General features: G+C 53.9%; 18 protein-coding genes. 7 read left to right on the top strand and 11 right to left on the bottom strand.

From position 1 onward, the window contains the following. Positions 1 to 117 precede the first annotated feature (117 nt). Together K239x_RS07435 and K239x_RS07430 are read right to left on the bottom strand one after the other, a co-directional pair. Positions 118 to 471, bottom strand: coding sequence for a nucleotide pyrophosphohydrolase (locus K239x_RS07435; protein WP_473163571.1), 354 nt, complete (start codon positions 469 to 471; stop codon positions 118 to 120). Continuing rightward, a complete protein-coding gene (locus tag K239x_RS07430; protein ID WP_145417149.1) occupies positions 468 to 1,697 on the bottom strand; it encodes an FG-GAP repeat domain-containing protein in 1,230 nt (409 codons plus the stop codon). Before K239x_RS07430 ends, K239x_RS07435 begins: the two co-directional genes overlap by 4 nt. Positions 1,698 to 1,938: 241 nt before the next feature. Between K239x_RS07430 and K239x_RS07425 the strand changes: the two genes are divergently transcribed. Beyond that, positions 1,939 to 2,451, top strand: coding sequence for a MaoC family dehydratase (locus tag K239x_RS07425; RefSeq protein ID WP_145417147.1), 513 nt, complete (start codon positions 1,939 to 1,941; stop codon positions 2,449 to 2,451). Between the two features lie 72 nt (positions 2,452 to 2,523). Here K239x_RS07425 and K239x_RS07420 read toward each other — a convergent pair whose 3' ends face one another. The 3 genes from K239x_RS07420 to K239x_RS07410 form a co-directional block, all read right to left on the bottom strand. Then, positions 2,524 to 2,859 (bottom strand): STAS domain-containing protein, encoded by a 336-nt coding sequence (locus K239x_RS07420; RefSeq protein WP_145417145.1) that lies wholly within the window; start codon positions 2,857 to 2,859, stop codon positions 2,524 to 2,526. 3 nt (positions 2,860 to 2,862) lie between these two features. Further along, the gene (locus K239x_RS07415; RefSeq protein WP_419189783.1) at positions 2,863 to 3,990 is read right to left on the bottom strand and encodes a potassium channel family protein; all 1,128 of its coding nucleotides are present in this window, start codon (positions 3,988 to 3,990) and stop codon (positions 2,863 to 2,865) included. Between the two features lie 271 nt (positions 3,991 to 4,261). After that, the gene (locus K239x_RS07410; RefSeq protein WP_419189782.1) at positions 4,262 to 5,689 is read right to left on the bottom strand and encodes a TonB-dependent receptor; all 1,428 of its coding nucleotides are present in this window, start codon (positions 5,687 to 5,689) and stop codon (positions 4,262 to 4,264) included. Positions 5,690 to 6,287: 598 nt separating this feature from the next. Here K239x_RS07410 and K239x_RS07405 point away from each other — a divergent pair. Then, complete coding sequence (locus K239x_RS07405; protein WP_145417143.1) at positions 6,288 to 8,543, top strand: glutamine synthetase III family protein; 2,256 nt, start codon at positions 6,288 to 6,290, stop codon at positions 8,541 to 8,543. Between the two features lie 84 nt (positions 8,544 to 8,627). Here the strand turns inward: K239x_RS07405 and K239x_RS07400 are convergent, their stop codons facing one another. The 4 genes from K239x_RS07400 to K239x_RS07385 form a co-directional block, all read right to left on the bottom strand. Continuing rightward, positions 8,628 to 10,088: a hypothetical protein gene (locus tag K239x_RS07400; protein ID WP_145417141.1), complete on the bottom strand. Its 1,461-nt coding sequence runs from the start codon at positions 10,086 to 10,088 to the stop codon at positions 8,628 to 8,630. Positions 10,089 to 10,443: 355 nt separating this feature from the next. Next, the gene (locus tag K239x_RS07395) at positions 10,444 to 11,883 is read right to left on the bottom strand and encodes an aldehyde dehydrogenase family protein (protein ID WP_145417139.1); all 1,440 of its coding nucleotides are present in this window, start codon (positions 11,881 to 11,883) and stop codon (positions 10,444 to 10,446) included. Between the two features lie 96 nt (positions 11,884 to 11,979). Then, on the bottom strand, positions 11,980 to 13,113 hold the full coding sequence (locus tag K239x_RS07390; protein ID WP_145417138.1) for a phenylacetate--CoA ligase family protein: 1,134 nt from the start codon (positions 13,111 to 13,113) through the stop codon (positions 11,980 to 11,982). A gap of 250 nt (positions 13,114 to 13,363) precedes the next feature. After that, entirely contained in the window at positions 13,364 to 14,557 is a 1,194-nt protein-coding gene (locus K239x_RS07385; protein ID WP_419189781.1) for a carboxypeptidase-like regulatory domain-containing protein, read from the bottom strand. A 296-nt stretch (positions 14,558 to 14,853) separates the two neighbouring features. Between K239x_RS07385 and K239x_RS07380 the strand changes: the two genes are divergently transcribed. Continuing rightward, positions 14,854 to 15,291 carry a hypothetical protein gene (locus tag K239x_RS07380; RefSeq protein ID WP_145417135.1) on the top strand — a complete coding sequence of 146 codons (438 nt, stop codon included), beginning with the start codon at positions 14,854 to 14,856 and terminating at the stop codon, positions 15,289 to 15,291. Between the two features lie 332 nt (positions 15,292 to 15,623). Beyond that, positions 15,624 to 17,093, top strand: a complete 1,470-nt coding sequence (locus K239x_RS07375; protein ID WP_145417133.1) for a Gfo/Idh/MocA family protein — start codon at positions 15,624 to 15,626, stop codon at positions 17,091 to 17,093. 90 nt (positions 17,094 to 17,183) lie between these two features. On the opposite strand, the gene K239x_RS07370 is transcribed toward K239x_RS07375, so the two are convergent. After that, a complete protein-coding gene (locus K239x_RS07370) occupies positions 17,184 to 17,789 on the bottom strand; it encodes a metallophosphoesterase family protein (RefSeq protein ID WP_145417132.1) in 606 nt (201 codons plus the stop codon). A gap of 85 nt (positions 17,790 to 17,874) precedes the next feature. On the opposite strand from K239x_RS07370, the gene K239x_RS07365 reads away from it, so the two are divergent. From K239x_RS07365 to K239x_RS07355, 3 genes are all read left to right on the top strand, one after another. Beyond that, on the top strand, positions 17,875 to 18,237 hold the full coding sequence (locus tag K239x_RS07365; protein ID WP_145417131.1) for a hypothetical protein: 363 nt from the start codon (positions 17,875 to 17,877) through the stop codon (positions 18,235 to 18,237). Between the two features lie 315 nt (positions 18,238 to 18,552). Further along, complete coding sequence (locus K239x_RS07360; protein WP_145417130.1) at positions 18,553 to 19,851, top strand: BON domain-containing protein; 1,299 nt, start codon at positions 18,553 to 18,555, stop codon at positions 19,849 to 19,851. A gap of 379 nt (positions 19,852 to 20,230) precedes the next feature. Continuing rightward, positions 20,231 to 20,806: a hypothetical protein gene (locus K239x_RS07355; protein WP_145422228.1), complete on the top strand. Its 576-nt coding sequence runs from the start codon at positions 20,231 to 20,233 to the stop codon at positions 20,804 to 20,806. A gap of 159 nt (positions 20,807 to 20,965) precedes the next feature. Here K239x_RS07355 and K239x_RS07350 read toward each other — a convergent pair whose 3' ends face one another. Then, on the bottom strand, positions 20,966 to 22,264 hold the full coding sequence (locus tag K239x_RS07350; protein ID WP_145417129.1) for a glycosyltransferase: 1,299 nt from the start codon (positions 22,262 to 22,264) through the stop codon (positions 20,966 to 20,968). Positions 22,265 to 22,271: the final 7 nt, after the last annotated feature.

Below are 22,271 nucleotides of genomic sequence, written 5' to 3'. Positions count from 1 at the left end.
AAGTCGTTTGCAATGGATGAGAACGTCGATATCTCTGACTGATAGCGAAGATTTCGCTGCGAGAGCAATAGAGGAGCTGCAAAGAATTGCTAGCGAGACGCTTTTTTTGTCAACCTATCAGAGCAACTTAGGATTGTTGCGATGGCGATCGCCGTCTCGCTTGGTCTTTTTGTCCAAGTTACGGCGAAGTGCATCGGTCAAGTCGATTCCGGATTGATTGGCCAAACAGATCGTGACAAACATCACATCGGCGAGCTCGTCCGCCAAGTCGCCGGGCGATTCACCGTCTTTGCAAGATTGCTCGCCGCACGTTCGGGACAGAATGCGCGCCACTTCGCCGACCTCTTCGACCAATTGGGCCAAATTCGTCAGTTCGCCAAAGTACCTGACACCGATCGTTTGAATCCACTGGTCAACGGTGTCCTGAGCTTGGCGGATAGTCAGCGGGTCGCTTGGGATCGGATCACTCATTTGGCCAACAGCAGGTGAGTGCCACTCTTGCCCGCGACCGCTAAATCGATTTTGGAATCTCCATTAAGATCCTTGGCAACGATTTGCAAACCCGAACCGACGTGACCTTCTTCAATCGTGTGCCGACTGAATTTCTTTTCTTTCGCATCCCATGTGTAGTAGTACATGCAAGGCATTTCCATTCCGCCAGGGTCTTTTCCGTTGTGTGCGTAGTAGCGCTTGCCGGTAATCAAATCTTCGTTGCCGTCCCCGTCGATGTCGGCCCAGAGCAAACAGTGGGGTTGTGAAAAACTCTTGTCGATTTCGTGTTCGTTGAAATTTATTTTGCCTTCGTCATCGCGGCCGTCGTTTTCCCACCACGACAAACCAAAATCGTGACCTTCGCCCAGAATCAAATCGTTGTCACCATCGTTATCTAGATCGACCACCACCATTGGCAAACTGGAGTGCACATCCCAGTTACGCCGGAACGTCCAAGGTTTTGACCAAGCGTCATTTGCGGGTTGTTCGTACCAACCTTGGCCGACCAACAGATCTTTCCGGCCATCACCGTTGATGTCACCGACGGCGACGCCATGCCCATTGCCACGTTCACCGACTTGATGGGGCACAAGTTCGTACTTTGGATTTCCGTCCGACGCCTTTTTCTTTTCGGGAGCCTTTTTACCTTTTGCGCTGGGGTCTGCTGTGGGCTTCGGTGTTTTTTCGACCAACCGATAGATAAAAGCAGGCGTATCTTTTTTCCAACTATTGACGATCCATTCGGGTCGACCATCGCCATCGATATCTTCCATCATCTGGCCTTCGTTTTGCGATTGCCCGGTGTCCAGCAAAAGATGCTTGGGCCACATCTTGCCCAAGCGAAGCGCTTCGTCGCCCGGATTCTCGTACCAGTGGACTTCGGTCGGCAAAAACGATCCGGCGATGACATCCAAACGACCGTCACCATTAACGTCGAACAAATAGTCGCCGTTACTTTCCACGTATCCATTCCAATCGTCGATCGTTCGTAGCGGACGGGGAACCCATTCACCTGACTTGTACCAGTTTCGCCCTGCGACTAAATCCAGCGATCCGTCGCCGTCGATGTCTCCCGCAGCCATGCCCTCATTGCCATCGATCGTTAGCTGCCGGACGGTGAATTGCACGGTCTCATCAGCGATCGCCGATGAAACGCTAGCGAACAGAACGGCAAGAAGCACGAAAGGAAACGCGGTATTTTTCATGGACGATGTGACCGTAGGCGGGAGGGGAGTGGGAAGCAAGCAACTGAATTTTAGCTCCAAAGCCCCCTGACGTGTTGGCTTGATCAGCAGCAACACTTGTCTAATCCGAAGTGAGACGATCGACCGACCATTTTTTCGCTTTGAAAACTAAAAAAGGCCTTTTGGGGCCGTCTTATGGAAGGCATCATGGAGACAGCGCTTGGCCGCCGCTTTTGCAACGTCCCACTTAGGTAATTAAACCTTGGATCCAAAAACTGAACCCGACCTGCTGTACTTCGAGGACTTGAAAGTCGGTGCGTCGTGGGTAAGCGATTGGCGTGAAGTTTCGGGCGATGACGTGGCCGATTTTGCTCAGCTGACCGGCGACCACGATCCGTTGCACACGGACCAAGGTTCAAATTCACCATTCGGAAAACCGGTCGCCCACGGACTGTTGGGACTGAGCATTCTGGCCGGAATGAGCACTACCCACCCGCGCGTCGCAACTTTGGCCCTGGTCAGTTTGGCGGATTGGGAATTCAAGTCGCCGGTATTCTTCGGTGACCAAGTTCATGTGGCAACCGAAGTGGAATCGATCGAACCGCACGGCCGCCGCGCGTGCCGCGTCGTTTGGTTTCGTAAGTTGATCAACCAAGACAACCGAGTCGTACAGCAAGGTCGCTTCATCTCGCTTGTGTCGGGTAAGAACCGTGTTAAACGCTTGTCCGCAAATGAAGAAGATTCGACGCAGCGCGGATCACTTCCGCCAAGGTAAATTGGAAGCGTCGATCGTGACGCCAACCCGCAAAGTGGATGCGGAAGGCTTGTAGCACGACCTTTGTTCGGTTCACGAACCGAAATGAGGCGATGACATTCGCTCATGAGCGGCATCAAATCGAACAGACACGATTCGATCGAGCCGAGTGAGGTTGATCACGTCGCATGCAAAATCACTTGCATTGGAAATAACAACGCACTGTTCGAATCGTCTTGCTTCTAGGTGCAGACGAATCAGGCGATCAATCGCATGACTGGAAATCCATTGCACTAGCGAACAATCAATGACGATCTCTGGCGTGTCGAGATCACCAATTCGATACTGAGCCTCATCGATCAGACGTTCAAACGTCTCGTCAATTGCCGATACAGCAGGCTTGTGTGAAAGCGATAGGGAGAACACCATTTTCTAGCTCACTGATGCGCCGCGGTAGGTCATTTTCGGACGCTTGCGCAGAAAGCGTCTTGCAATCTCAGGTAAATCATCTTGGTGCCCCAGAACGATGACGACGTCACCGGGCACAAGTTTCAAACTGGTCTTTGGGTTCAATTGAACTTTGCCGTCCGTATGACGGACTCCAACGACTAAAAAGCTGTGGTTGCCGCGGATTTCGACTTCGCTAAGCGGATGATTCGCAAGATCCGAGTCGGGGTGCACTTCTAGTTCATTGAACTGCAAGCCGATCTGGCCGAGGTCGTCCAACAGAGTGCTTTGGTCCTCTATCTGTTGCAGAATGTTCTCTGCGGTCGGCCTCGTGATTAGCTGAGCGACCTTTTGAGCGCCAATCGCGGTTGGCAAAACAACATTGTTCGCTCCACAACCAAGAAGCTTCTTCTCGGTACGTGGATTCTCGCCACGTGCGATGATGGTGACGTCGGAGTTCATGTCACGCGCGGTGATCGTGACGAAAACGTTGCTCGCGTCGAGTGACATCATAGCGGCGACAACCGAAGCACGATTGATCCCCGCCTGTTCTAGGATTTCTTCTTCGGTCGCATCGCCGTGCAGGACGAGGTAGCCGCGTTCTTCGGCGTCCTTGAGTCGCTCCAAGTCTGAATCGATGACGACAAACGGCATCGCGGACTTGTGCAGCTCGCTTGCCAAAATGCTACCCAAGCGACCGATGCCGCAAATGATTGTGTGCTCGCTCAAGCGTTCGATACCTTTAGTCATTCGCCTGGCTCCCATCGCGCGGTTCAGTTCGCCATCGACAACCATTTGCATGAATCCGCCGACTGTATAGATCACTGCACCGTAGCCGGCGATGATGACCATGATGGTCAATGCGCGTAGTCCGGCCGATTCGATCGGTTGGACTTCGCCATAACCAACGCCAAAGATCGTGATCACAACCATGTAGATTGCGTCGTCGACTCTCCAGCCCGCTGCCACGTAGCCCGAAACGGCGATCACGCAGACGAACAGAAAAAGCACAGCCCCAGTGATGATCCGGCGAATGGGTCGCGAGATATCTAGAGGAGCAATGTCGATTTTGCCGTCGCCGGGTGAACGGCTGATGTTTCGATTCGATTCCACGCTGAATCACGGATCGACTGCGTATGAGGAGACGTAAACTGACTTGGATGAGCAGACAGACCAAAGGTCTTCTTCGACAGAAACGTGAACGCAGATCAATATGCAGAAAGCGTGCCACGGATCGCAAAATTCGCGTGATGAATGTTATGGACGCAACGGCGCCGCTTGTCCGCAGCAAGGGGAGGTTCGCTTCCGTAGTGTTTGCGCAAGTAAGTAAGAGGTGCGGCACCGCTGCGCAGAATTGCTTAAGAAACTGGCAACAGCTAAATGCTTACGCAGGCTGATACTCGAAGTAGTTCTTGCTCTTGATTACTTCAGCCACTTCGCCGGGAACCATCGATTCCCAGCTTTCATCGCCCGCTTTGATTTTGCCAAGCACTTCACGTGAGAAAATCGAAAGACAATCTTCGCTAAAATTGTCCAATGCGTTGATGCAACCACGATCTTTTAGGTAGCCGTAAAGTTGCCGCAATTCGGATTTAATCTCCAGATTATCGCACGTTGTCAGTTCACCTGACTCCGGGTCGCGCAGCGGGTAGACGTACAGCTTCAGGTCGTTCTTGAAAAGTCGCCCAAATGATTCGAGCACGCCGCCGGCGAGCCCGGTGTAGTACTTTTCATCGAAAAGCTGAATCAAGCTTCCCGCACCCATCGTGATGGCGATGCTTTCTTTGGTGTAGTGCGACAAATAGGCGGCCAGGCGGTAGTACTGAAAGTAATCAGAAATCAGCACCGGCATGCCGCATGCTGCCATCACGTCTGCTCGAGCCAGAAAGTCACGTAAGTCGATTTCGCCTTCCGCTTTCAAGTTGTTCATGGTGACTTCCATCACCTGAACGACTTCCTTGCCTTGGACGCTTGGAAGCTGCGAAAACTTTTCATTAGCGCACCGCAGCATGTCCAGATTGACGTTGCAGACGGGGCGAAAGCTGCCCCGTTCGACCAGAATCGGTTTGCGATAGAAAAACTCCGATGGCTGTAGAACTTCGCCACTTGCGGCAAACATCGCGGCGCCACTCAGGCCAAGTTCGACTAGCTTCAGGCTCATCAATCGTTTGTCGACGTGCCGAAATGCGATACCGGAGAACTCGATCATGTCGATTTCGATCCGCGAGGTGGAAAGGCCATCGAGCAACGAATCAACCAATAGTTCGGGCTCGTGGTTGAGTGCAAATGCACCGTGAACCAAGTTAACGCCGACGATCCCCAGCGCTTCCTGCTGAAGCGCTGCTTCCTGATCGAGCATACGGACATGGAGAATGATCTGACTGTCATCGTCGCGAGGATGAGCTTGAAACTTGATCCCCATCCAGCCATGGCATTCATTGGTGCCTCGGTAGTTTCTTGCTGAAACGGTGTCCGCGAAAGCAAAGAACGCCGTGGTGTCGCCGCGGACATCTTTCAGCCGATCGATGTTCAACGCATGTTCGTAGTCCAACATCGCTTGCAGTCGTTCGCGGCAAACGTACCGTTTCGCTCGGCCATAGATCGCGTCGCTAACAGTCATGTCATAGGCCGACATGCTCTTGGCAATCGTTCCGGCACCCGCTCCAACGCGAAAAAACCAACGAACAACTTCTTGACCGGCACCAATTTCGGCGAAGGTGCCATACCTTCGTGAATCCAGATTGACCTGGAGCGCTTTCTGATGGGTGTCGATCATTTCGACGGCGGGATTGGACTGCTTAGAAAGTGGCATTGGCATGGTTGATGATCTAGGTGCTGGGAGGGACGGCTTTCCTAGACAGCACAAATCATGCCGCGACGGTTTCGCCACCGCGTGGATCCGTATTGGCGGACGGCGGCTCTCGGAGCCAACCTTGAGTGCCTGCGAATCGCGCGATTGAAATGCCAACGTGCCTGTTGCACTAGCACGTCGTGCCTCAATGTGTCCCTGGTTCGATCATCTTCAGCTTGCGCCAATTACCAGATCGAATCCAACGCTTCGACGCTTCAGTTTTGATGATTTAATCAAACTCGTCGGTTTTCCCCGTCAAACGACCACCCAATACGCTGTTTGGTCGCGGTTGGTCAGTCGTCTTTCTGAAGTGCCCAGTCATTGTGGCACAGGGTTTGCGAAATGAGGTTGGCTCAACAGCAAATCGAGCAATCGACCGAAGACGAGTCTTTCAATCAATGAGACTTCGTCGTGCGGGTTGATGTTCGAGACGGAAAGCTGTTCGCTGACCAGGGATGGGTCGTTTAGGACGCGTTTGGACCTGATGCATCCATCAGGCACTTGCGTTTCGTTTTAGTTATGTTCGATCTCCGCCCACTCACTGACAAGGCAAACGCTTATGAGCACTACGCTCACCCCCAGTAAATCCACAACGCAACCTTCTGGTTCGGCATCTGGAAAAGCTCACTCATCATCCGGAACATCGACACGTCAAGCAGCGATCGCCGCCGTTACCAACTACTCGGTTAATTCGCCTCCTATCCAGTTCGCCGACACGCCGGCTCAAGACTACTACTCGGTAAACGTCTTCAACAAATCGGTGATGAAAGAACGCTTACCCAAAGCAGTCTTCAAGTCGCTGATCAGTACGATCGAGTCTGGCGAGAAGTTAGACCCGAATGTTGCTGACATCGTTGCGTCTGCCATGAAGGACTGGGCCATCGAAAAAGGTGCGACCCACTACGCTCACATTTTCTATCCGTTGACGGGTGCAACGGCGGAGAAGCACGATAGCTTTTTGTCGCCGACATCCGATGGCAGCACGCTTTCGGAATTCAGCGGGAAGCAACTGATCCAGGGCGAACCTGACGGTTCCAGCTTTCCAACCGGTGGCATCCGAGTCACTTCGCAAGCACGTGGCTACACCATTTGGGACGTGACAAGCCCCGCGTACTTGATGGAGAATCCAAACGGTACCACGCTTTGCATTCCCACCGCGTTCGTTTCGTGGACCGGGGAAGCACTCGACAAGAAAACGCCAGTCTTGCGATCGATGCAGGCGCTGAACAAACAGGCTCAGCGAATCCTCAAGCTCTTTGGCCATCAAGATGGTGCGTTTGTGGCTTCGACGGCTGGTCCAGAGCAGGAGTATTTCCTGGTTGATCGTCACTTTTACTTCGCGCGACCGGATTTGCTCAACGCAGGACGGACGCTCTTTGGTTGCAAACCTCCCAAGGGGCAAGAGTTTGACGATCACTACTTCGGTGCGATTCCAGAACGCGTTCTGGCATTCATGCTGGATGCGGAACGCGAGTTGTTCAAGCTGGGCATTCCGGTCAAGACGCGTCACAACGAAGTCGCTCCCGGGCAATTTGAGATCGCTCCGGTTTTCGAGTCGGCTAACTTGGCGGCTGACCACCAGCAGCTGATGATGATCACGCTGGACCGGATCGCCAAGAAATACGGCATGGCGTGCTTGATGCACGAAAAACCATTTGCTGGAGTCAACGGTTCCGGTAAACACGTCAACTGGTCGATGGGAAGCAGTTCTCAAGGCAATCTGTTGGATCCAGGTGACACGCCGCACGATAACGCTCAGTTCTTGGTGTTCTGCGCGGCGGTGATTCGCGCGGTTCATTTACATCAAGGCCTGCTACGTGCTGTCGTCGCAACGGCTGGCAACGATCATCGTTTGGGTGCGAACGAAGCTCCTCCGGCGATCATCTCGATTTTCTTGGGTGATCAGTTGTCGGATATCTTCGACCAAATCAAGGCTGGCGGTGCTAGCTCGTCGATTGATTCCGGTACGTTGACGGTTGGTGTCGACACATTGCCTTTGTTTGCAAAAGACGCGGGCGACCGCAACCGAACCAGCCCGTTTGCATTTACTGGAAATCGTTTCGAGTTCCGAGCTGTCGGGTCGAATCAGTCGATCGCCGGGCCACTGGTCGCAATGAATACGATCATTGCTGAATCTGTCGACTTCTGTGCAACGAAACTGGAGTTAGCCACGCAAGGTGATCCAGACAAGTTGAACGGGGCAATTCAGGAATTGCTGACAGAGATCATCAACGATCACTCAGCGATCATTTTCAATGGCGATGGTTATTCGGACGAATGGCATGCCGAAGCAGCCGAACGAGGCTTGCTGAACTTGAAATCGACGCCTGATGCGTTGCCCGCTTTGCAGACGCCTGAAACGCTGGCAATGTTTGAGAAGTATGAGGTGCTTTCCGAACGCGAGTTGGAGAGCCGCCTTGAAACGTATCTCGAACAGTATTGTCTGACCGTTGATGTCGAAGCGAATTTGACGATCAGCATGGCGAAGAAACTGATTTTCCCGGCCGCGATTCGTTATCAAAGTGAGCTAGCGTCGACCTGTGCGAATCTGAAACTGGTCGGCTATGACTTCGATACCGACACGTTGGATACAGTGACAATGCTTGTCAAATCACTTCAAGACAGCATCAGTCGATTGGAATATGCCGTTGCCGATGAGTCGCCAACGACGTCATTGGACGAAGCTCGCCATCGTTGTGACGCGGTACTGACGTCCATGTTGGCGGTTCGCAATTGCGTCGATCAACTCGAAGGAATTGTTGCTGATGATTTGTGGCCACTGCCAACGTACCAAGAGATGTTGTTCATCAAGTAGACGTTGAGCAAACGTTTTCACGAAACGATTGGCCAGGACGAACTCGTGCGAGTTTGTTCTGGCCTTTTCTTTTGTGTGGATGGCTCAGGGTGAAAGAAACGCTTCACGTTCTGCAGCAATGATCTGCTGGTACTCCTGCATCCGAACCGGCTTGTTCAACCGGCGAAGATTTTCCGCAAGGACCACGTTGTCGGCGACTCGAAGGAATCTTTCGAATTGTGCCCGGGTTTCTTGCTCGTCGGGACGGAACTGTCGTTGTTCCGATTCTTGTTTGTACTTCGTGTATTGAGGATGGTCCTGGACGGCGTCAACGAATTCCTTGTGCCGCGTCGTCAGTAGTGCGATGCTGACAGGATTCATGGTGTTTGCCAGCTCTGGCCAACGTTTTTGAAGGTCGGCGGCGATTGTGTTCTTCAGTTCAGAGGAAGGTGTGGTCCGACGGCCTCGTCGTCGCCGATCGACTCGCGTCTTTTGCCAGGCATCGACCAAGCGGTTGTCTCCCTCGAGTTGCAATTTTTCCGATAGCTTCGTCAGCACCGCTTTTTGGACGGGCGATGCATATTGCATCACGACGCTATACGGTTCGTCGTTCTGAAGCAGGTCACCTTTGCCGTCGCCGAATTTGCTCGCATTGCCAAGGTACTCACCGGACGTTTTCACAGGGACGTCGATCGTGTCGGCGTGCAGAATTGTGTAGGCATGGGCTTCCTCGAGCGAGACATGTCCATCTTTGTCGTAATCCGGTGAATCGATCGGGTTCCCCAACCGGTCGATGCCCGCGATCGCTGCCCAAAAGTACGTACTGTATTCCACGTAATTGGCTTCATCGACACTGGGTGTGCAGCCAGCGGCGGGGCGATCATGCACGGTCGCGTAAAAGCCGACTCGCCGCTGCGGTGACAATCCATTGGCTGGATCTCCGCCTCGGTACATCAGGTGCGAAAACCCACCTGTGTAGCATTGCACCATCACCACGACGACGTCGACTTTGGGGTCAAGTCGATCAAGCAGTCGTGCAAAATCAGTCATCTGAATCGCGGAGTTTCCCCACATGGCGATCGACGTGTTGTACTCACGATTACGGTCGCGACTGCGGTGCCCGTGAGCAGTCACGTAGATCGTCAGCTTGTCGCCGGCCTTCATTCGCGGGCCCACCTTTGCGAACCAAGATTTGATTTCGCCGGGTCTGGATACGCCGCGAACATTTTCAACACGATGATTTCGATAGGTCAGTCCAAGGTCACGGGTGCTCCCAAACAGTTCGGCCATCAAGCGGTTGGGCAGCGGCACCTGGCTGGGGTCATGCTCCTGAAGGTCTTTCGCTGCGTTTTGACCGTCAGCAAAAAACACATCGTGTTGTTCGATGTCACCCGAATGTCCCGCTAGGACACGCTGGAACAGGAGCACATTCTTTTCCAACGACGCTTGATTGCCTTCGGGCGCGTAACCGCCCCCAATCGTCAGCACAAAATTCTTGGCGTTGGCAGCTTGGTGACCCAGCAGGCCAATTAATAAGAAGACAACGCTCACACGATAGTTGGTCACTACAGTCTATTCCTCAAAGCAATTCGGCTGGACGAGCGGTCGGTGTTTTGGCCAATGACGGCGCGCAGCAACAGCCGGCCTGAAGATTGAACCCGCCGAAAGTGCATTAGGTTCGCCAATTAATCGAAAAGCACGGGGCGCATGGCGTCTTCGCGTGCGACAAGATCGAGCGAGAAGGGGAGACCGGCAAACAGAATTCGCCCAAAACGGATCCGCTCAAGCCAGCAACCAATCGAAAACACCGCTGTTGCCAGCGGTGTGTTGTTTGTGATTTCGACGGCAATTTGGTTCGCTGCCAATCTGTCGAAATAGCCAATCCGTCGAAGTGGATCGACCGTCTTTTTTCTGACGGGCGCTAGACCGCCGCGGCAACCGGCAAATCGGCAACTTGGTACGCCCGCGAGCGGAACAAGAAATCGATGATGTTGCCTTCGTGCGGCTGCAACCAGTTGAGTCGATTTGTAGGAATCGGCCCAATGTTCACGCGATCGATGTGAGTGCAGGCGCCAGCCGCTGCGATCAGCTGCTTGTCCGCCGTGATGACGGTGCCTACCAAGGTCGGTCCAATCCGGCGGAGCATCTCAGCCTGCGGACACTCGACGACCGAAACAAATGGGAACATGTATTCTTTGGACGCCACCGCTCGATCCGGTGAATCGGCGTGGACAACCATTGGCCGCAAGTATGCACAATGATCGCGTTCGATCAGTTTGTCACCAAATTCAGCCGTCAAATCGGTGACGCCTGATTCAGCCAAATCTTGCTGGACCATCCCGTACGTGCCGGTTGCCATCGCCGCGACAGTAAAGGCGGCCAACTGAGAGTCCGGGTCCGTAGGTGGTTTGACATCGACCGGGCCAATTTCTTTGGCGATTGCCGCTGCAATCTCACGCGTGTGTCGACTGGCCCAGATGCCACTGCAGTTGATGCAGCTACGACCCGAGTTGCTGAGCACGCTTTCGACCATGACGTCCAAGTAGCTTTCCCAATCGTCGACGATGTCATCGCCGAGCAGAATCTTGGAGAAGCCAGGACCATGAGCTTGGACGCGGGGATTGCCTGCGTGCTGTGCGACCGTTTGCGCACTGCCGAAGATCATGCTGCGTTCTGTCTTTGTCATGATCGCACCACCGGCATCGTGGCCGCCTGGGTACAAACCGAAAGCTTCGGCTGGCACACCAGCGGCGATGTAGGCCGACACCATTCGATAGGGCGTCCAAGGCTCCTGCGATCCAGGCTTAAGCGCTAGTCCAATTTGCAGCGGAATCGCGGGTAACCAAAGCGTATGCACGCCCGGGGAGTTGTTGGGCAGAACGGCGCCCAGAATGGGCGTCTGAGCTTGGTAGCTGACGATCACACCACGGCCTTCTTCGCCGTAACCGTTGGACAAGATCGAAAGGTCCAAACCGCGTGTCAAACAGTCGAGAATCTGCCCCATGTTTTTCAACACAAAACTGTTCTTGACCATATTGGATCGACACATGTGCTCGGGCAGCCCGGTGCTAGCGGACTGCTGGTGCACAAAGTCGTCAACGGATTGCTGTGAATCACCGACCGACAAGGTGCCGTTCTCGAACAGCTCCGCGGCTTTGATCGACATCTCGATCAACTCACCCGTTGAATATTTCAACAAGGCTTCACGAGCTTTATACGCTTTGCGCAAATCCTTCGCGACGACACCGCCGCCGACTTGCCCCACTTTGGCGATTGGCGCGCCAGTGTCAAAGTGAACGACGTCGTGAAAATCAAGCGATTCGTAGGGTTTGCCCCAACGTAACGGACTGAGAGTAATCATTGAAAATTTAGTTTGCCTTTGCGGGCCAGTAGGACTTGTGAGAATCGACAGCCGCGATGCGAAACGATTCGCGGCCGTACTTTGATTGAATGGGTTTTAGTAAACGCCAACCGTCGTCGCCGTTGCCAATTCGTGAAAGGGACGGACTCCGCTGACGCCATCCCAAGGGAATTTCGCAAACGGCATTTCGCGTTCCCCTTCGTCTCGCTCCATAAATCCAGGGACAAAAAACTCGTCCGTCAGCGTGTAAAGTTTGACTCGGCCCGTTTTGCCATAGCCCACAACTTGGTTGTAGTCATCAAATTCGACGACTTCAGTTGCAGCACGTGGCTGCGGAGCGTGATAGCTGATCTTGTATCCATCCGCTGCCGTGATCGGCTTGCTACAGGCGAGCCCCATCAGGGTGTTGCCGTAGGTAGGAGTCATAAAAACGCCACCGTCTTCGGCAGGACCACCCAGCATTTCTTCGACACAAAAGCGGGTCCATTGAGGCGTGAATTCGGTGCCACCGGAGAAGATGCCTTTGATGCCGACTTCTTGGATGCTGGTGCCACGTTCTTCCAAGGCTTCGCTGAGCGATTCAAGCAACTTAGGTGTTGTGAACATGCACTTGATGTCGTGACCAGCGGTAAGAACCGTGACGGCTTGGTCGACACAATGCTTCTTGTATTCTTCCAAGTGTTCCATCCAGCCCTTCTTGATCAATTTGACGACCCAGCGTGGATCCAAATCGATACAGAAACAGATTCCATCACGGTGTTGTGCCAAGTGTTCGACGGCTAGTCGCAATCGACGCGGGCCACTCGGGCCAAGCATTAGCCAGTTTGAACCACGCGGAAAATGTTCATCTGGAAGCGTGTCGCTGAAAAGCTCATAGTCTTTCCAGTGATCTTCGATGACGACACGGCTCTTGGGCACGCCAGTCGTACCGCCCGTTTCGAAGACGTAAGTTGGCTTGCCCGCGTGACCTTGGGGAACCCAGCGTCGAACGGGTCCACCACGCAACCAATCGTCTTCAAAGAGCGGAAATTTTTTCAGATCATCAAAGGACTTCACGTCAGTCAACGGATCGAAATTGAGCTCTGCTTTCTTCTCGAGCCAAAACGGGCTCCCAGTATCGTCGCTAAAGTGCCAGTGCACTGTTTTGAGCGTGTGTTCGTTGAGGCGATCGAGGGCCTCGGCAGCTTGACTGGCTATTTCCGGGCTGACTTGAGAATCGACAGACGTCATCAATAAGTCTCTTGGTTGGTAGAGTTTTCAACCGCGGCAGCGGCATGGGAGGGCCCCACATAATATCACGATCGAAACGAAGCGAAATCGTAGAACGCAAGAATCAACCGCGGCACGGACTTTTCATGCCCATTATCGACGATAGGGAAGCCCGTAACGACTGCGGACGCGTGCACGATGAACACAAAAAAAGCCGCGACTGTTGCCAGTCACGGCTTTCTAATAACTCTAAGAGGTCGTCTTTGCTGCTCTAGTTAGCCGGAACAACGGGACTGGCTACAGGAGCTGGGACAACAACGTCATCGTCGTCGCCCGATGTGGCTGCTGCAATGATTCCGCCGATTCCGGCCAAACCAGCGATTCCACGCAAACCGCCACCGCCGCCGCCACCAGCGATTCCGCCACCACCAGCAAATCCGCCGCCGCCACCGCCAGCGATGCCACCACCGTTGACCATGCCGCCGCCGTTGATGATTCCGCCGTCAGCGATAATTCCGCCGTCAGCGATTCCACCTTGCATGATCGGCTGTTCGCTAATCACGGTGTCAGAGATGATGTTTTCGACGTTTTGCACAGGGGCAACCTGCATTGCAAATGTATTGCATCCACAAGGTGCCTGAACAAAAGTCTTTCCGTCAGTCGTTGTCATCACGTTGCCAGCGACTTCGCTAACCAATTCAAAGCCAACCAGTCCAAGACCATCAGCACCGACAGCCATCAGTGAGTAGTTTCCGGCACCGATCGAGGCGATTTCAAATTCGCCAGCTTCGTTCGTGACTGTACGAGCAATTTCAACGCCATCTTGCATGATGAAAACGTTGGTAAGTTGAACGGTATCAAGGTTTTCGCCACGAGTACCAGCTTTCAGCAGACGGCCTTTCATGCCGCCGCGGAACTGATTGACGCGAAACGCTTCGTCGCCACAAACTCGTGAAGCCAGAGCGTCCAGCTTTGCACCTTTGATCGAAACGTTCTTAATTTGTTTCGCTGTAGGAGGCATGTAGCGAATGATCGCTGTTTTGACGGTGGTGAAATCCACGTTAGCGGCAGCAACTTCTGCCGACTGAGGGAATTCACGCTCGCCGACCAGATCGCTGTCCAAAACGTGCATAGCACAAACAGCGAAAACGTAGTCAGCACGTGCTGTCAGCGAGTAAACGCCTGGCTGAACGCCGGGAATCGAAAACTCACCCTTCGCATTTGTCTTGGCTTGTGCACGAAAAACTTCGCCATCGTTGCTACGAATAGCGACTTCGGCGTTTTCGACGGCGACTGTGGTTCCGTTTTCAGCAGGAACAACGATCTTGCCCTGCAAAACACCGTCCTGGCTGGGTTGAACCCACTGATTGACGGTCAAAGGCGTGACGGTTGTTTGAGCGTTTGTGGCCTGAGCAGCGGTAAAGCTAACTGAGAACGCTGCTAATAGAGCGATAAATTTTTTCATGTGTTGCGACCTCTCGCGTTTGAATCCCCCCCGTCGTGCGATACTCCCGCGCGAAACTAGGCAATTCATAACTATTAGGATATTAGATAAAGGCTACCCGCCATTCAACATCTTTGATTGCTAAAACTTGACTTTTGTCTGGCTTGGCAGATCTGCCCCGATGATGGGGATGTTCGTAGTGGTTAGGCGTGCATAATCGGCGCCAAACACGTCAAATTGTTTGAATTTGCGGATCCGAGGAATCAGCGAGCGCGCAGGTTCCTTATCCTTCGTTCGATAGCCTGTAGCTTATAGTCATGCCGAATCCCTATTCCGCTGCAACGAATATCCCATCTGAGCAAGGGATTTTCGCAGAATCAGCTGACTTACTCCGGTCGGCCTTTTTGTACCGGATGATCCGAGTCCATGATCCGAATCAGGGCAGCAGTCCTGCGGCGGGGGAAACGGAGAGCGAATTCGGTAATGCGAGCCGCAACGGCACACTGATCACTTATTCAGGCTGGTGGTTTTGGCAGCGTGTCGTCGTCGACAATCGTCGGGTTTGGTCCAAAGTCAGCTGGGTGGCGCTCAATCGCGAAATCACATTCAGAATCCCAAGCACTGAATCCTCGGCACAGCGATCTGCTGCCGATGAACGATCCGGACGAATCGAAATTGATTTCGGGCCGGGCCTGCGGATTCGCCGATTCCGAGTTTGGGTTGATGCCGAAATCATTTTTGACGAAATCAAATAGCCGCGGCGGATCTTTTCAATACGCCAGCCCAGCTAACGCAGCTCAGCTGGAGTCTGCCATCGCGGATTATTCGCCCACTGCCTGGCAATCACATTTTGGCAGACGCAATTTTGACGTTTGGTTCTGACGCTTGATAATACTGCTGCGGTAGTCTTCGCTCCGCGATGGCTTATTTGCACTATCGTTCGCCAATCTAAAACACTCGTGTTATCCTGGACGGACTCAACGCGCCCAGTGTCTTCTCAGTCCATTGGTGCCGAGACCTTGGGGCTTTCGCCCGCACAACGGCTTCTACAAAACTTCCCTTTGCCCACCCTCTGGAGAACCACTCGATGAAAGACGCTTCCCGTCGTAATTTCCTCAAAGCATCCGGTGCCGTCGCTGCCACCGCGTCGACCGTTGCATTGACGGCCAAGCAAACGCAAGCCGCTGCCGGTTCAAATGACCGACTGCGAATTGGATTCATCGGCCCGGGTGGTCGTGGTTTCGGTGCCCATGTCAAAAAGCTTTGCAAGCTGCATGAAGAGGGCCGCAAAATCGATTTGGTCGGCGTCGCCGAAGTCTACAAAAACCAGCGTGACAAAGTCGCCGACTACATCAAGAAAAGTACCGGCACCGATCCTGGTCGTTACGTTGACTACAACGAGATGATCGAAAAGGAAAACCTCGATGCGGTCTGTATCGGTACCCCGGACCACTGGCACCACAAGCAAACCGTCGACTCGCTCAAAGCTGGCTTGCACGTCTACTGCGAAAAGCCGATGACCAAAACCGTCGAAGAAGCGTTCGACGTCGAAAGGGTCTGGAAAGAAAGCGGCAAAGTCATGCAGGTCGGAGTTCAATCGACCAGCCTGGAAGTCTGGGATCAAGTGCGTGATTTGCTGCAAGACGGAAAGCTGGGCAAGGTACTCGGTTTTCAGACGGAGTATTTCCGTAACAGCGACATGGGGCAGTGGCGTTACTACAAACTTGAAAAAGAGATGACGCCCAAGTCGATCGATTGGGATCGTTGGCTTGGCAAAAACGAAGGCCTCGGGCCGGACTTGCCATTTGATCGCGAAGTCTACAAACAATGGCGGCGATTTTGGCCATTCGGCAGCGGCATGTTTACGGACCTTTTCGTTCACAGAACCACCGCCATGTTGAAAGGCACCGGATTGCGTTTGCCTCGACGGGTGGTCGGTGCTGGCGGGTTGTTCCTGGAGTACGACGGCCGTGATGTTCCGGACGTTGCAACCGTGGTTGCGGACTTTGACGAAGGCGTCGAAGGCTTGATCACTGCGACGATGTGCAATCAAGAATCACGTATCAATCAATTGATTCGTGGTCACTTTGGTACGTTTGCGTTTGGAAACGGCGAAGGATTTGATGGATTTGATTTCGTCGCCGAACGTCCGCAAGTCACGCACGTTCGTGATTACAACAGCGAACGGATCAGCACAAACCCCGTGCCGGATACGACCAAAGCGCACTTCGCAAATTGGTTGAATGCGGTCGAAGCTGGTGAGCCGATGAAGTGCAACAATCCGCCTGACCTTGGTGCAGCGGCTATCGCCGTGGTCATCCTGGGAGCACAAAGTTACCGCAACGGCGAAGTGTATTTCATCAACCAAGAGACTCGCGAGATCAGCACCAAGGATCCGGGCTGGGCCAAGCAGTGGGAGGACCTGTCGGAGAAACGCGCCGATGTGCGTCACATCCCTGGTTGGAAAGCTGGCGACTTTGGGAGCAAGTTGATCGAGCCCGAATACATGGACCTTGCAGGGCCTTGGGTCGACGGCAAAGACCCCAGCGCGTCATAACCTGAGCGTCATCACGGCGACCAACTCTGACAAGAGCATTTCGCAGCCCCGGCAGTCCACTGCCGGGGCTGTTTTCGTTGAGCTCTCTGGCTACGAATCAATTGTCACGACAACGCCTTGAGGGCCCGCATTCAACACGATGCTCGGACCGACTTTGACTTGCTTGCCCCAATCGCTGTGGATGTGCCCGCAAACGACCAGCGTCGGTTTCCTTGAACGAACGGATTCAAGAATGGCCTGACTGCCGCGAACACGTCCCGCACTATCATGGTCCACCGTATCGCGTGGCGGCGAATGGACGACCAAAACCGCATGATCGGGACAGCCATGCAGCATGTCAGCGGCCTGTTGTTCATCAAAGTCGTAGCTCCAATCGCCAAACGGAGTCACGGGGATCCCACCGCCGACGCCCCAAAACTCAGTGCCCGCAATGCAGATGCCGTTGCCGTGCAGCACCGAAGCGCTGGGCCAATCGGCGGTCGCTTCGCGAAGTTCATCAACGGTTTCGCCATTGCCGGGGACCAGCACAGATGGTTTTGTGATTGCCGAAAGAATGTCGATCGTGTCCGCAATGCCGCGATGTTGATTTGCAAAATCGCCCGCTCCGATCACGACGTCGATCTCATCTGCGAGATGGACCAGGCGTCTGGCCGCATCTTTGTCGCAGTGAAGATCACTAAAACAGAGGAACTTCATCGCTACCAATCTGCAAAACGGAGTGGGAAGGTTATTCTGTAAGACTTCTCTGCCAAAAGGCTAACAGACAAAGCCAACGAGTTCCATGAATCGCAAACACGTCATTCAGCTTTCGCCCGAAAGCCAAGCCCGCCGCGCGATGGTGCTCTTTCTTTCGATCGGCTTGCTTGTCGGAGCACTGCTGGCTTGGTGGTTTGGTGACAAAACCTGGTCGACGTTTGCGTCCGCCGCGATGGGCCGAATTGGTTTGGTCATGGCCGCGTTGTGGTTGGCTTGGCCGTCGCTGACTCGGCCCGCCAGATGGTTGCCACCTGGAATCGCGGTTGCCTGCGTTCTGGGGCTAATTGTCTTGGCGGCTCAACCCAGGCTAGTTGTTTTTGTTTTGCCCGCGATCGGCGTGTTGACGTTTTTAGCGACGATCGCGCGCGGGATTCGTGGACGAAAATAGACGTAAAACACGTCGGCTATCGAGTTTCAAAGAGCGTGAAATCGACAGTGAAACACGTCCGCTTGCTAGCACGGACATCCGACAACTTCGGAATCATCAACAAAATCCGAAAAAACCTACCTTCACCACCTCGAAATCGCCGAAACAACCCACAACGCCGGTCTGGAAGATCGTTCGTATGCCAGCCAGGTGAGTGCTGCGTCACTGTGATCAATTCATTTTGATTTGTTTCGCAAGCAAAGCACTCACGGTTTTTTAGTGCATCGAGATCGTTTCATTCACGAGGCGAAACAGAACTGTAGGGAGGCATTTCCAATGCGACGCAAATACTTAGCGATGGTGATCGTTGCTGCTGCCACTTTCGGGCCATCGTTGGCTTGGGGTGGTGACCGCGAGATTGCTGAACAGATCATCCAACGATTGCAAACCAATCGAGAATCGGGTGCTTTAAAAGACTTCACCTTGGACATGAAAGTGGACAAAGGCGTGGTCATGTTCCGAGGCAACGTGAACGCTCCGGAGCAAAAACTACTGGTACTGCAAACCGCCAGGGACATCGAAGGCATCAATGATGTCGTCGATCACCTGACCGTGACTGCAGCACCTGAAATCGTGAAACCTCAGGTTATGAAACCTGCGGCGGCATCCAATGCCATGGTGCATCAAGCCGTGACGAGCGAGTCACAGGCTGATTTTTCACTGCGTGAAGCGCTTGCCGAAGAGGCACGTCAAATCATGCAGGAAGACAATTCAGGAGCTCGCGTTGCTCCCGTCGAATTGGCTACGACACCCATCAGTGGCTTCGCGGGCGATGTTCGTCCAGTTGCCAATGTCGAGTTCGCAGCACCCGGCGGAAACCGCAGCGATGACGACATCCAAAACAGTGTGATCGGCGCTCTCAGCCGAGCTCAAAAGTCCGGTGCCCTGAAGGGTTTCGGAGTGGACGTCAAAAGCAGCGATGGAGTGGTTTGGTTGAAAGGCCGTGCTGCATCATCCGCTCAGCGATCACGTATCCTGCAAATCGCCGAGGCAACTCCCGGCGTGCAACATGTGCGAAACTCGATTCGCATTCCAGAGATGGACGCATCGGCTCAGTTGCCTGAACCGCCAGCATTGCGGAGCGTTTCGACGCCGGCACGCTCGGTCAGCACTCGTCTGTCACCCGTTGCCGTCGATCCGGTTCCTCAACCGATTCGCGACAATGCACTGCCACGCCAATCGATGCACGTTGCTCAGCCGATTCAAGCTAGCCCTGCACCGTACCGCATGACACAGCAAATGCAGGCTCAACCAGTGCAAGCCACGATGGGTGCACCGATGATGGGTGCCCCTTCGATGGGCGCACCAGTCATGGGACAGCCTGTTCCAGTCGGCGGATACAGTGGCGGTGGTGGAGCACCTCGCTACGATTCACCGAACTTGCCGAACTACGCTTGGCCAGGTTATGCAGCGAGCCCAAACTACGCTGCGTTGACTTATCCTCAGCAGTACAGCCCTTCGGCATGGCCTTACATTGGCCCCTTCTATCCTTACCCACAAGTTCCTTTGGGATGGCGTAAGGTATCGTTGGAATGGGACGACGGCTGGTGGCAACTGGACTTCTCGGATCGTTAAACCGACCGACAAGTCGCCCCAAATGTGTCGGCGGGTCTCTAATGGACTCGCCTCACGTTGCCGATCATCAGCCTAAACCGTTGGGCAACGTGCCAACAGTTCTGAATCATGTGCCGCGAACAGCATGCCTGTTCGCGGCTTTTTTTCTGCGCGGACGCGACACGACGCATTGCTAGCGTCCAGCTTCAAGTTCGCAGAGACGGACTTTCCTGGAATCTTCGGAATTACCCGCAAGATCCTCCCAAGTTCACACGATAACACTCTTACACAGAGGATCGTTCGCGTTCTGATCGCGACATCCCGTCAGTTTGATGGCCATGGAAGGTTGCTAGTGATGACCACTTTGCAAAAGACAGCACACACCGCACCCGGAAACACAATGCGTAAACACGTCAATCGAATGCTGCTCAGCACGTTCGCTCTGTTGGCCGTGTCGACCACCGGTTGCTTTGGAATCGGGACCGGCACGTATAACCTGGGCCTGCTCGGGTTTCCCATTCCAGTTAGCCCGTACTACCAGCACAAACAAGAAGAAAAGTTCTGGAAGCACGAACGATACGAGCGTGTTCCCATCTTGGGCCCGATCACTTCGGGTGGTCCTGTCGTCGCTCTTGACCCACCGTCGGACGACGAAGTCATGCACGCTTTGGAAACAGCACGTCCTGTTCAAGGTGGCATCCCATTGATCTACGAAAAGCAGCGTAACGGCGTTCGCATCATCAAAGAAAAGATCGCCGACTACATTGACCCACCACGGTTCTACCCGCTGATCGGTCCTGCTCAACTGCACCACGCTCACTACAAGTGCACGATCTACTTCGACGAGAAAACCACCGTCGGCTATCCAGTGCCACATACTCTGCACGACCGCGAAGCAATCGAAGTCGTCTACATCGACCACAACCACTTCCACATGGTCGGCGACGTCGAGCCTTACAAGACACCCAACCTGTAAGCAACCAAGTCATCACTGCAAAACAAAAACGCTTCGTGCCAAATGGTACGAAGCGTTTTTTTGTGTCTGTCCGTCGACCGAAACATCCATCGCAGCAAAACTCACTCGCGGTGATATCCAAGCTTCGGTGTTCAAGCTGCGGCGTTCAAGCTGCGATGCTTAAGCTTCGATGCTGGCTCCTGAAACGACACCTGGCATCGTGATCGCTGCTACGGCTGGAGACACCCTGTCGCGTTGGGCGGCAATCTCTTGGATCAACTCTTCCATCGTGTCATCGTACTGCTGTGGTGTCAGTCGCTTGCCGTTTTGGGCAGCGCGATACACACCATCGATCAACTGTTCGTAACCTTGCACCATGACTTCGACGGAGAATCGCTCGCAAACCAGCTTGCGTCCTTTGACTCCCATGGCGGCACCTCGATCCTCACTCGACAACACCTTCAGCATCGATTCAGCCAGAGCGTCGACGTTGTTCGCTTCGTAGAGGTAGCCTGTTTCGCCTTCGACGACGGTGTCCGGCAACGAGCCTACGTTGGGAGCGACCACGGGCAAACCGCAAGCGTTCGCTTCCAGGGTTGACGCGGGATTGGCCTCCATACGTGACGAAAGCACTTTCAAATCCAATCCGGCTAGAACTTCGGGCACATCGTGACGCATGCCCAGCATTCGCACGTTGTCTTCTAATCCAAGTTCGGCCGTTGCTTGTTCGATCGCTTCACGTTCGACGCCGTCGCCGATCACGACCAGAACCGCATTGGGCAGTTGCTGAACGACTTTGGCCCATGACTGAACCAACATGACATGCTGCTTTTCGGGGCGCAGGGCAGCCACGATGCCGGCAGTCGGCACATTTGCATCGATACCGATACGTGCACGCATTTCGGCCTTGTCACGTGGCTGAAAACGATCGACGTCGACACCATTCCAGACCGTGAATACTTTGTTTTCGGGACAGCCTTCGCCTTGGACCAGGAACTCCGAATGAGTCCGGGCACAGCCGATGAACCCATCGGTAATGGGTGAGAGCATTCGATTCATGCGTTCGACTTTCATCGGATAGCCGGTGGCATGAAGTGCCGAAAGGATGACCGGCACATTGGCACGCCAAGCCGCCAGTCGTCCCCAGAACATGCGATCGCCACCGGTGCCGACCGTGACGACGGCGTCGGTCTTGCGATCCTTTAAAAGCTGCGTCAATCGACCGAGAACTTTGACGTCGTACTTGTTCTCCAGCAGCCCCACATGAGTCGGGATTTCTTTGGCAATGACTTCGCCAAGCTCGGAGAGTTGTTTCAAACAAACCAATTCGGGCTCGAAACGCGCGCGGTCCATCTTGCGAATGATCTCCAACAACAACGTTTCAGCGCCGCCAACGACGACTTCTGTATGAACAAACATCACACGCAGTGGATCACGGTTTTCGGGCATCGTTGGATGAGCGACTTTTCGTTGAAACATTTTGGGC

This window comes from Stieleria marina, assembly GCA_007741555.1.
In the GTDB taxonomy this organism is placed as follows: Bacteria; Planctomycetota; Planctomycetia; order Pirellulales; family Pirellulaceae; genus K23-9.
This window is presented reverse-complemented; position numbering and strand designations above follow the sequence as displayed.

Bases quoted from the DNA above. Each gene is read 5' to 3' on its own strand.
- K239x_RS07360 (WP_145417130.1), top strand. From the start codon at position 18,553: ATGCGACGCAAATACTTAGCGATGGTGATCGTTGCTGCTGCCACTTTC.
- K239x_RS07350 (WP_145417129.1), bottom strand. From the start codon at position 22,264: ATGTTTCAACGAAAAGTCGCTCATCCAACGATGCCCGAAAACCGTGAT.
- K239x_RS07390 (WP_145417138.1), bottom strand. From the start codon at position 13,113: ATGACGTCTGTCGATTCTCAAGTCAGCCCGGAAATAGCCAGTCAAGCT.
- K239x_RS07395 (WP_145417139.1), bottom strand. From the start codon at position 11,883: ATGATTACTCTCAGTCCGTTACGTTGGGGCAAACCCTACGAATCGCTT.
- K239x_RS07375 (WP_145417133.1), top strand. From the start codon at position 15,624: ATGAAAGACGCTTCCCGTCGTAATTTCCTCAAAGCATCCGGTGCCGTC.
- K239x_RS07380 (WP_145417135.1), top strand. From the start codon at position 14,854: ATGCCGAATCCCTATTCCGCTGCAACGAATATCCCATCTGAGCAAGGG.
- K239x_RS07435 (WP_473163571.1), bottom strand. From the start codon at position 471: ATGAGTGATCCGATCCCAAGCGACCCGCTGACTATCCGCCAAGCTCAG.
- K239x_RS07430 (WP_145417149.1), bottom strand. From the start codon at position 1,697: ATGAAAAATACCGCGTTTCCTTTCGTGCTTCTTGCCGTTCTGTTCGCT.
- K239x_RS07365 (WP_145417131.1), top strand. From the start codon at position 17,875: ATGAATCGCAAACACGTCATTCAGCTTTCGCCCGAAAGCCAAGCCCGC.
- K239x_RS07385 (WP_419189781.1), bottom strand. From the start codon at position 14,557: ATGAAAAAATTTATCGCTCTATTAGCAGCGTTCTCAGTTAGCTTTACC.
- K239x_RS07355 (WP_145422228.1), top strand. From the start codon at position 20,231: ATGCGTAAACACGTCAATCGAATGCTGCTCAGCACGTTCGCTCTGTTG.
- K239x_RS07410 (WP_419189782.1), bottom strand. From the start codon at position 5,689: ATGCCACTTTCTAAGCAGTCCAATCCCGCCGTCGAAATGATCGACACC.
- K239x_RS07420 (WP_145417145.1), bottom strand. From the start codon at position 2,859: ATGGTGTTCTCCCTATCGCTTTCACACAAGCCTGCTGTATCGGCAATT.
- K239x_RS07405 (WP_145417143.1), top strand. From the start codon at position 6,288: ATGAGCACTACGCTCACCCCCAGTAAATCCACAACGCAACCTTCTGGT.
- K239x_RS07370 (WP_145417132.1), bottom strand. From the start codon at position 17,789: ATGAAGTTCCTCTGTTTTAGTGATCTTCACTGCGACAAAGATGCGGCC.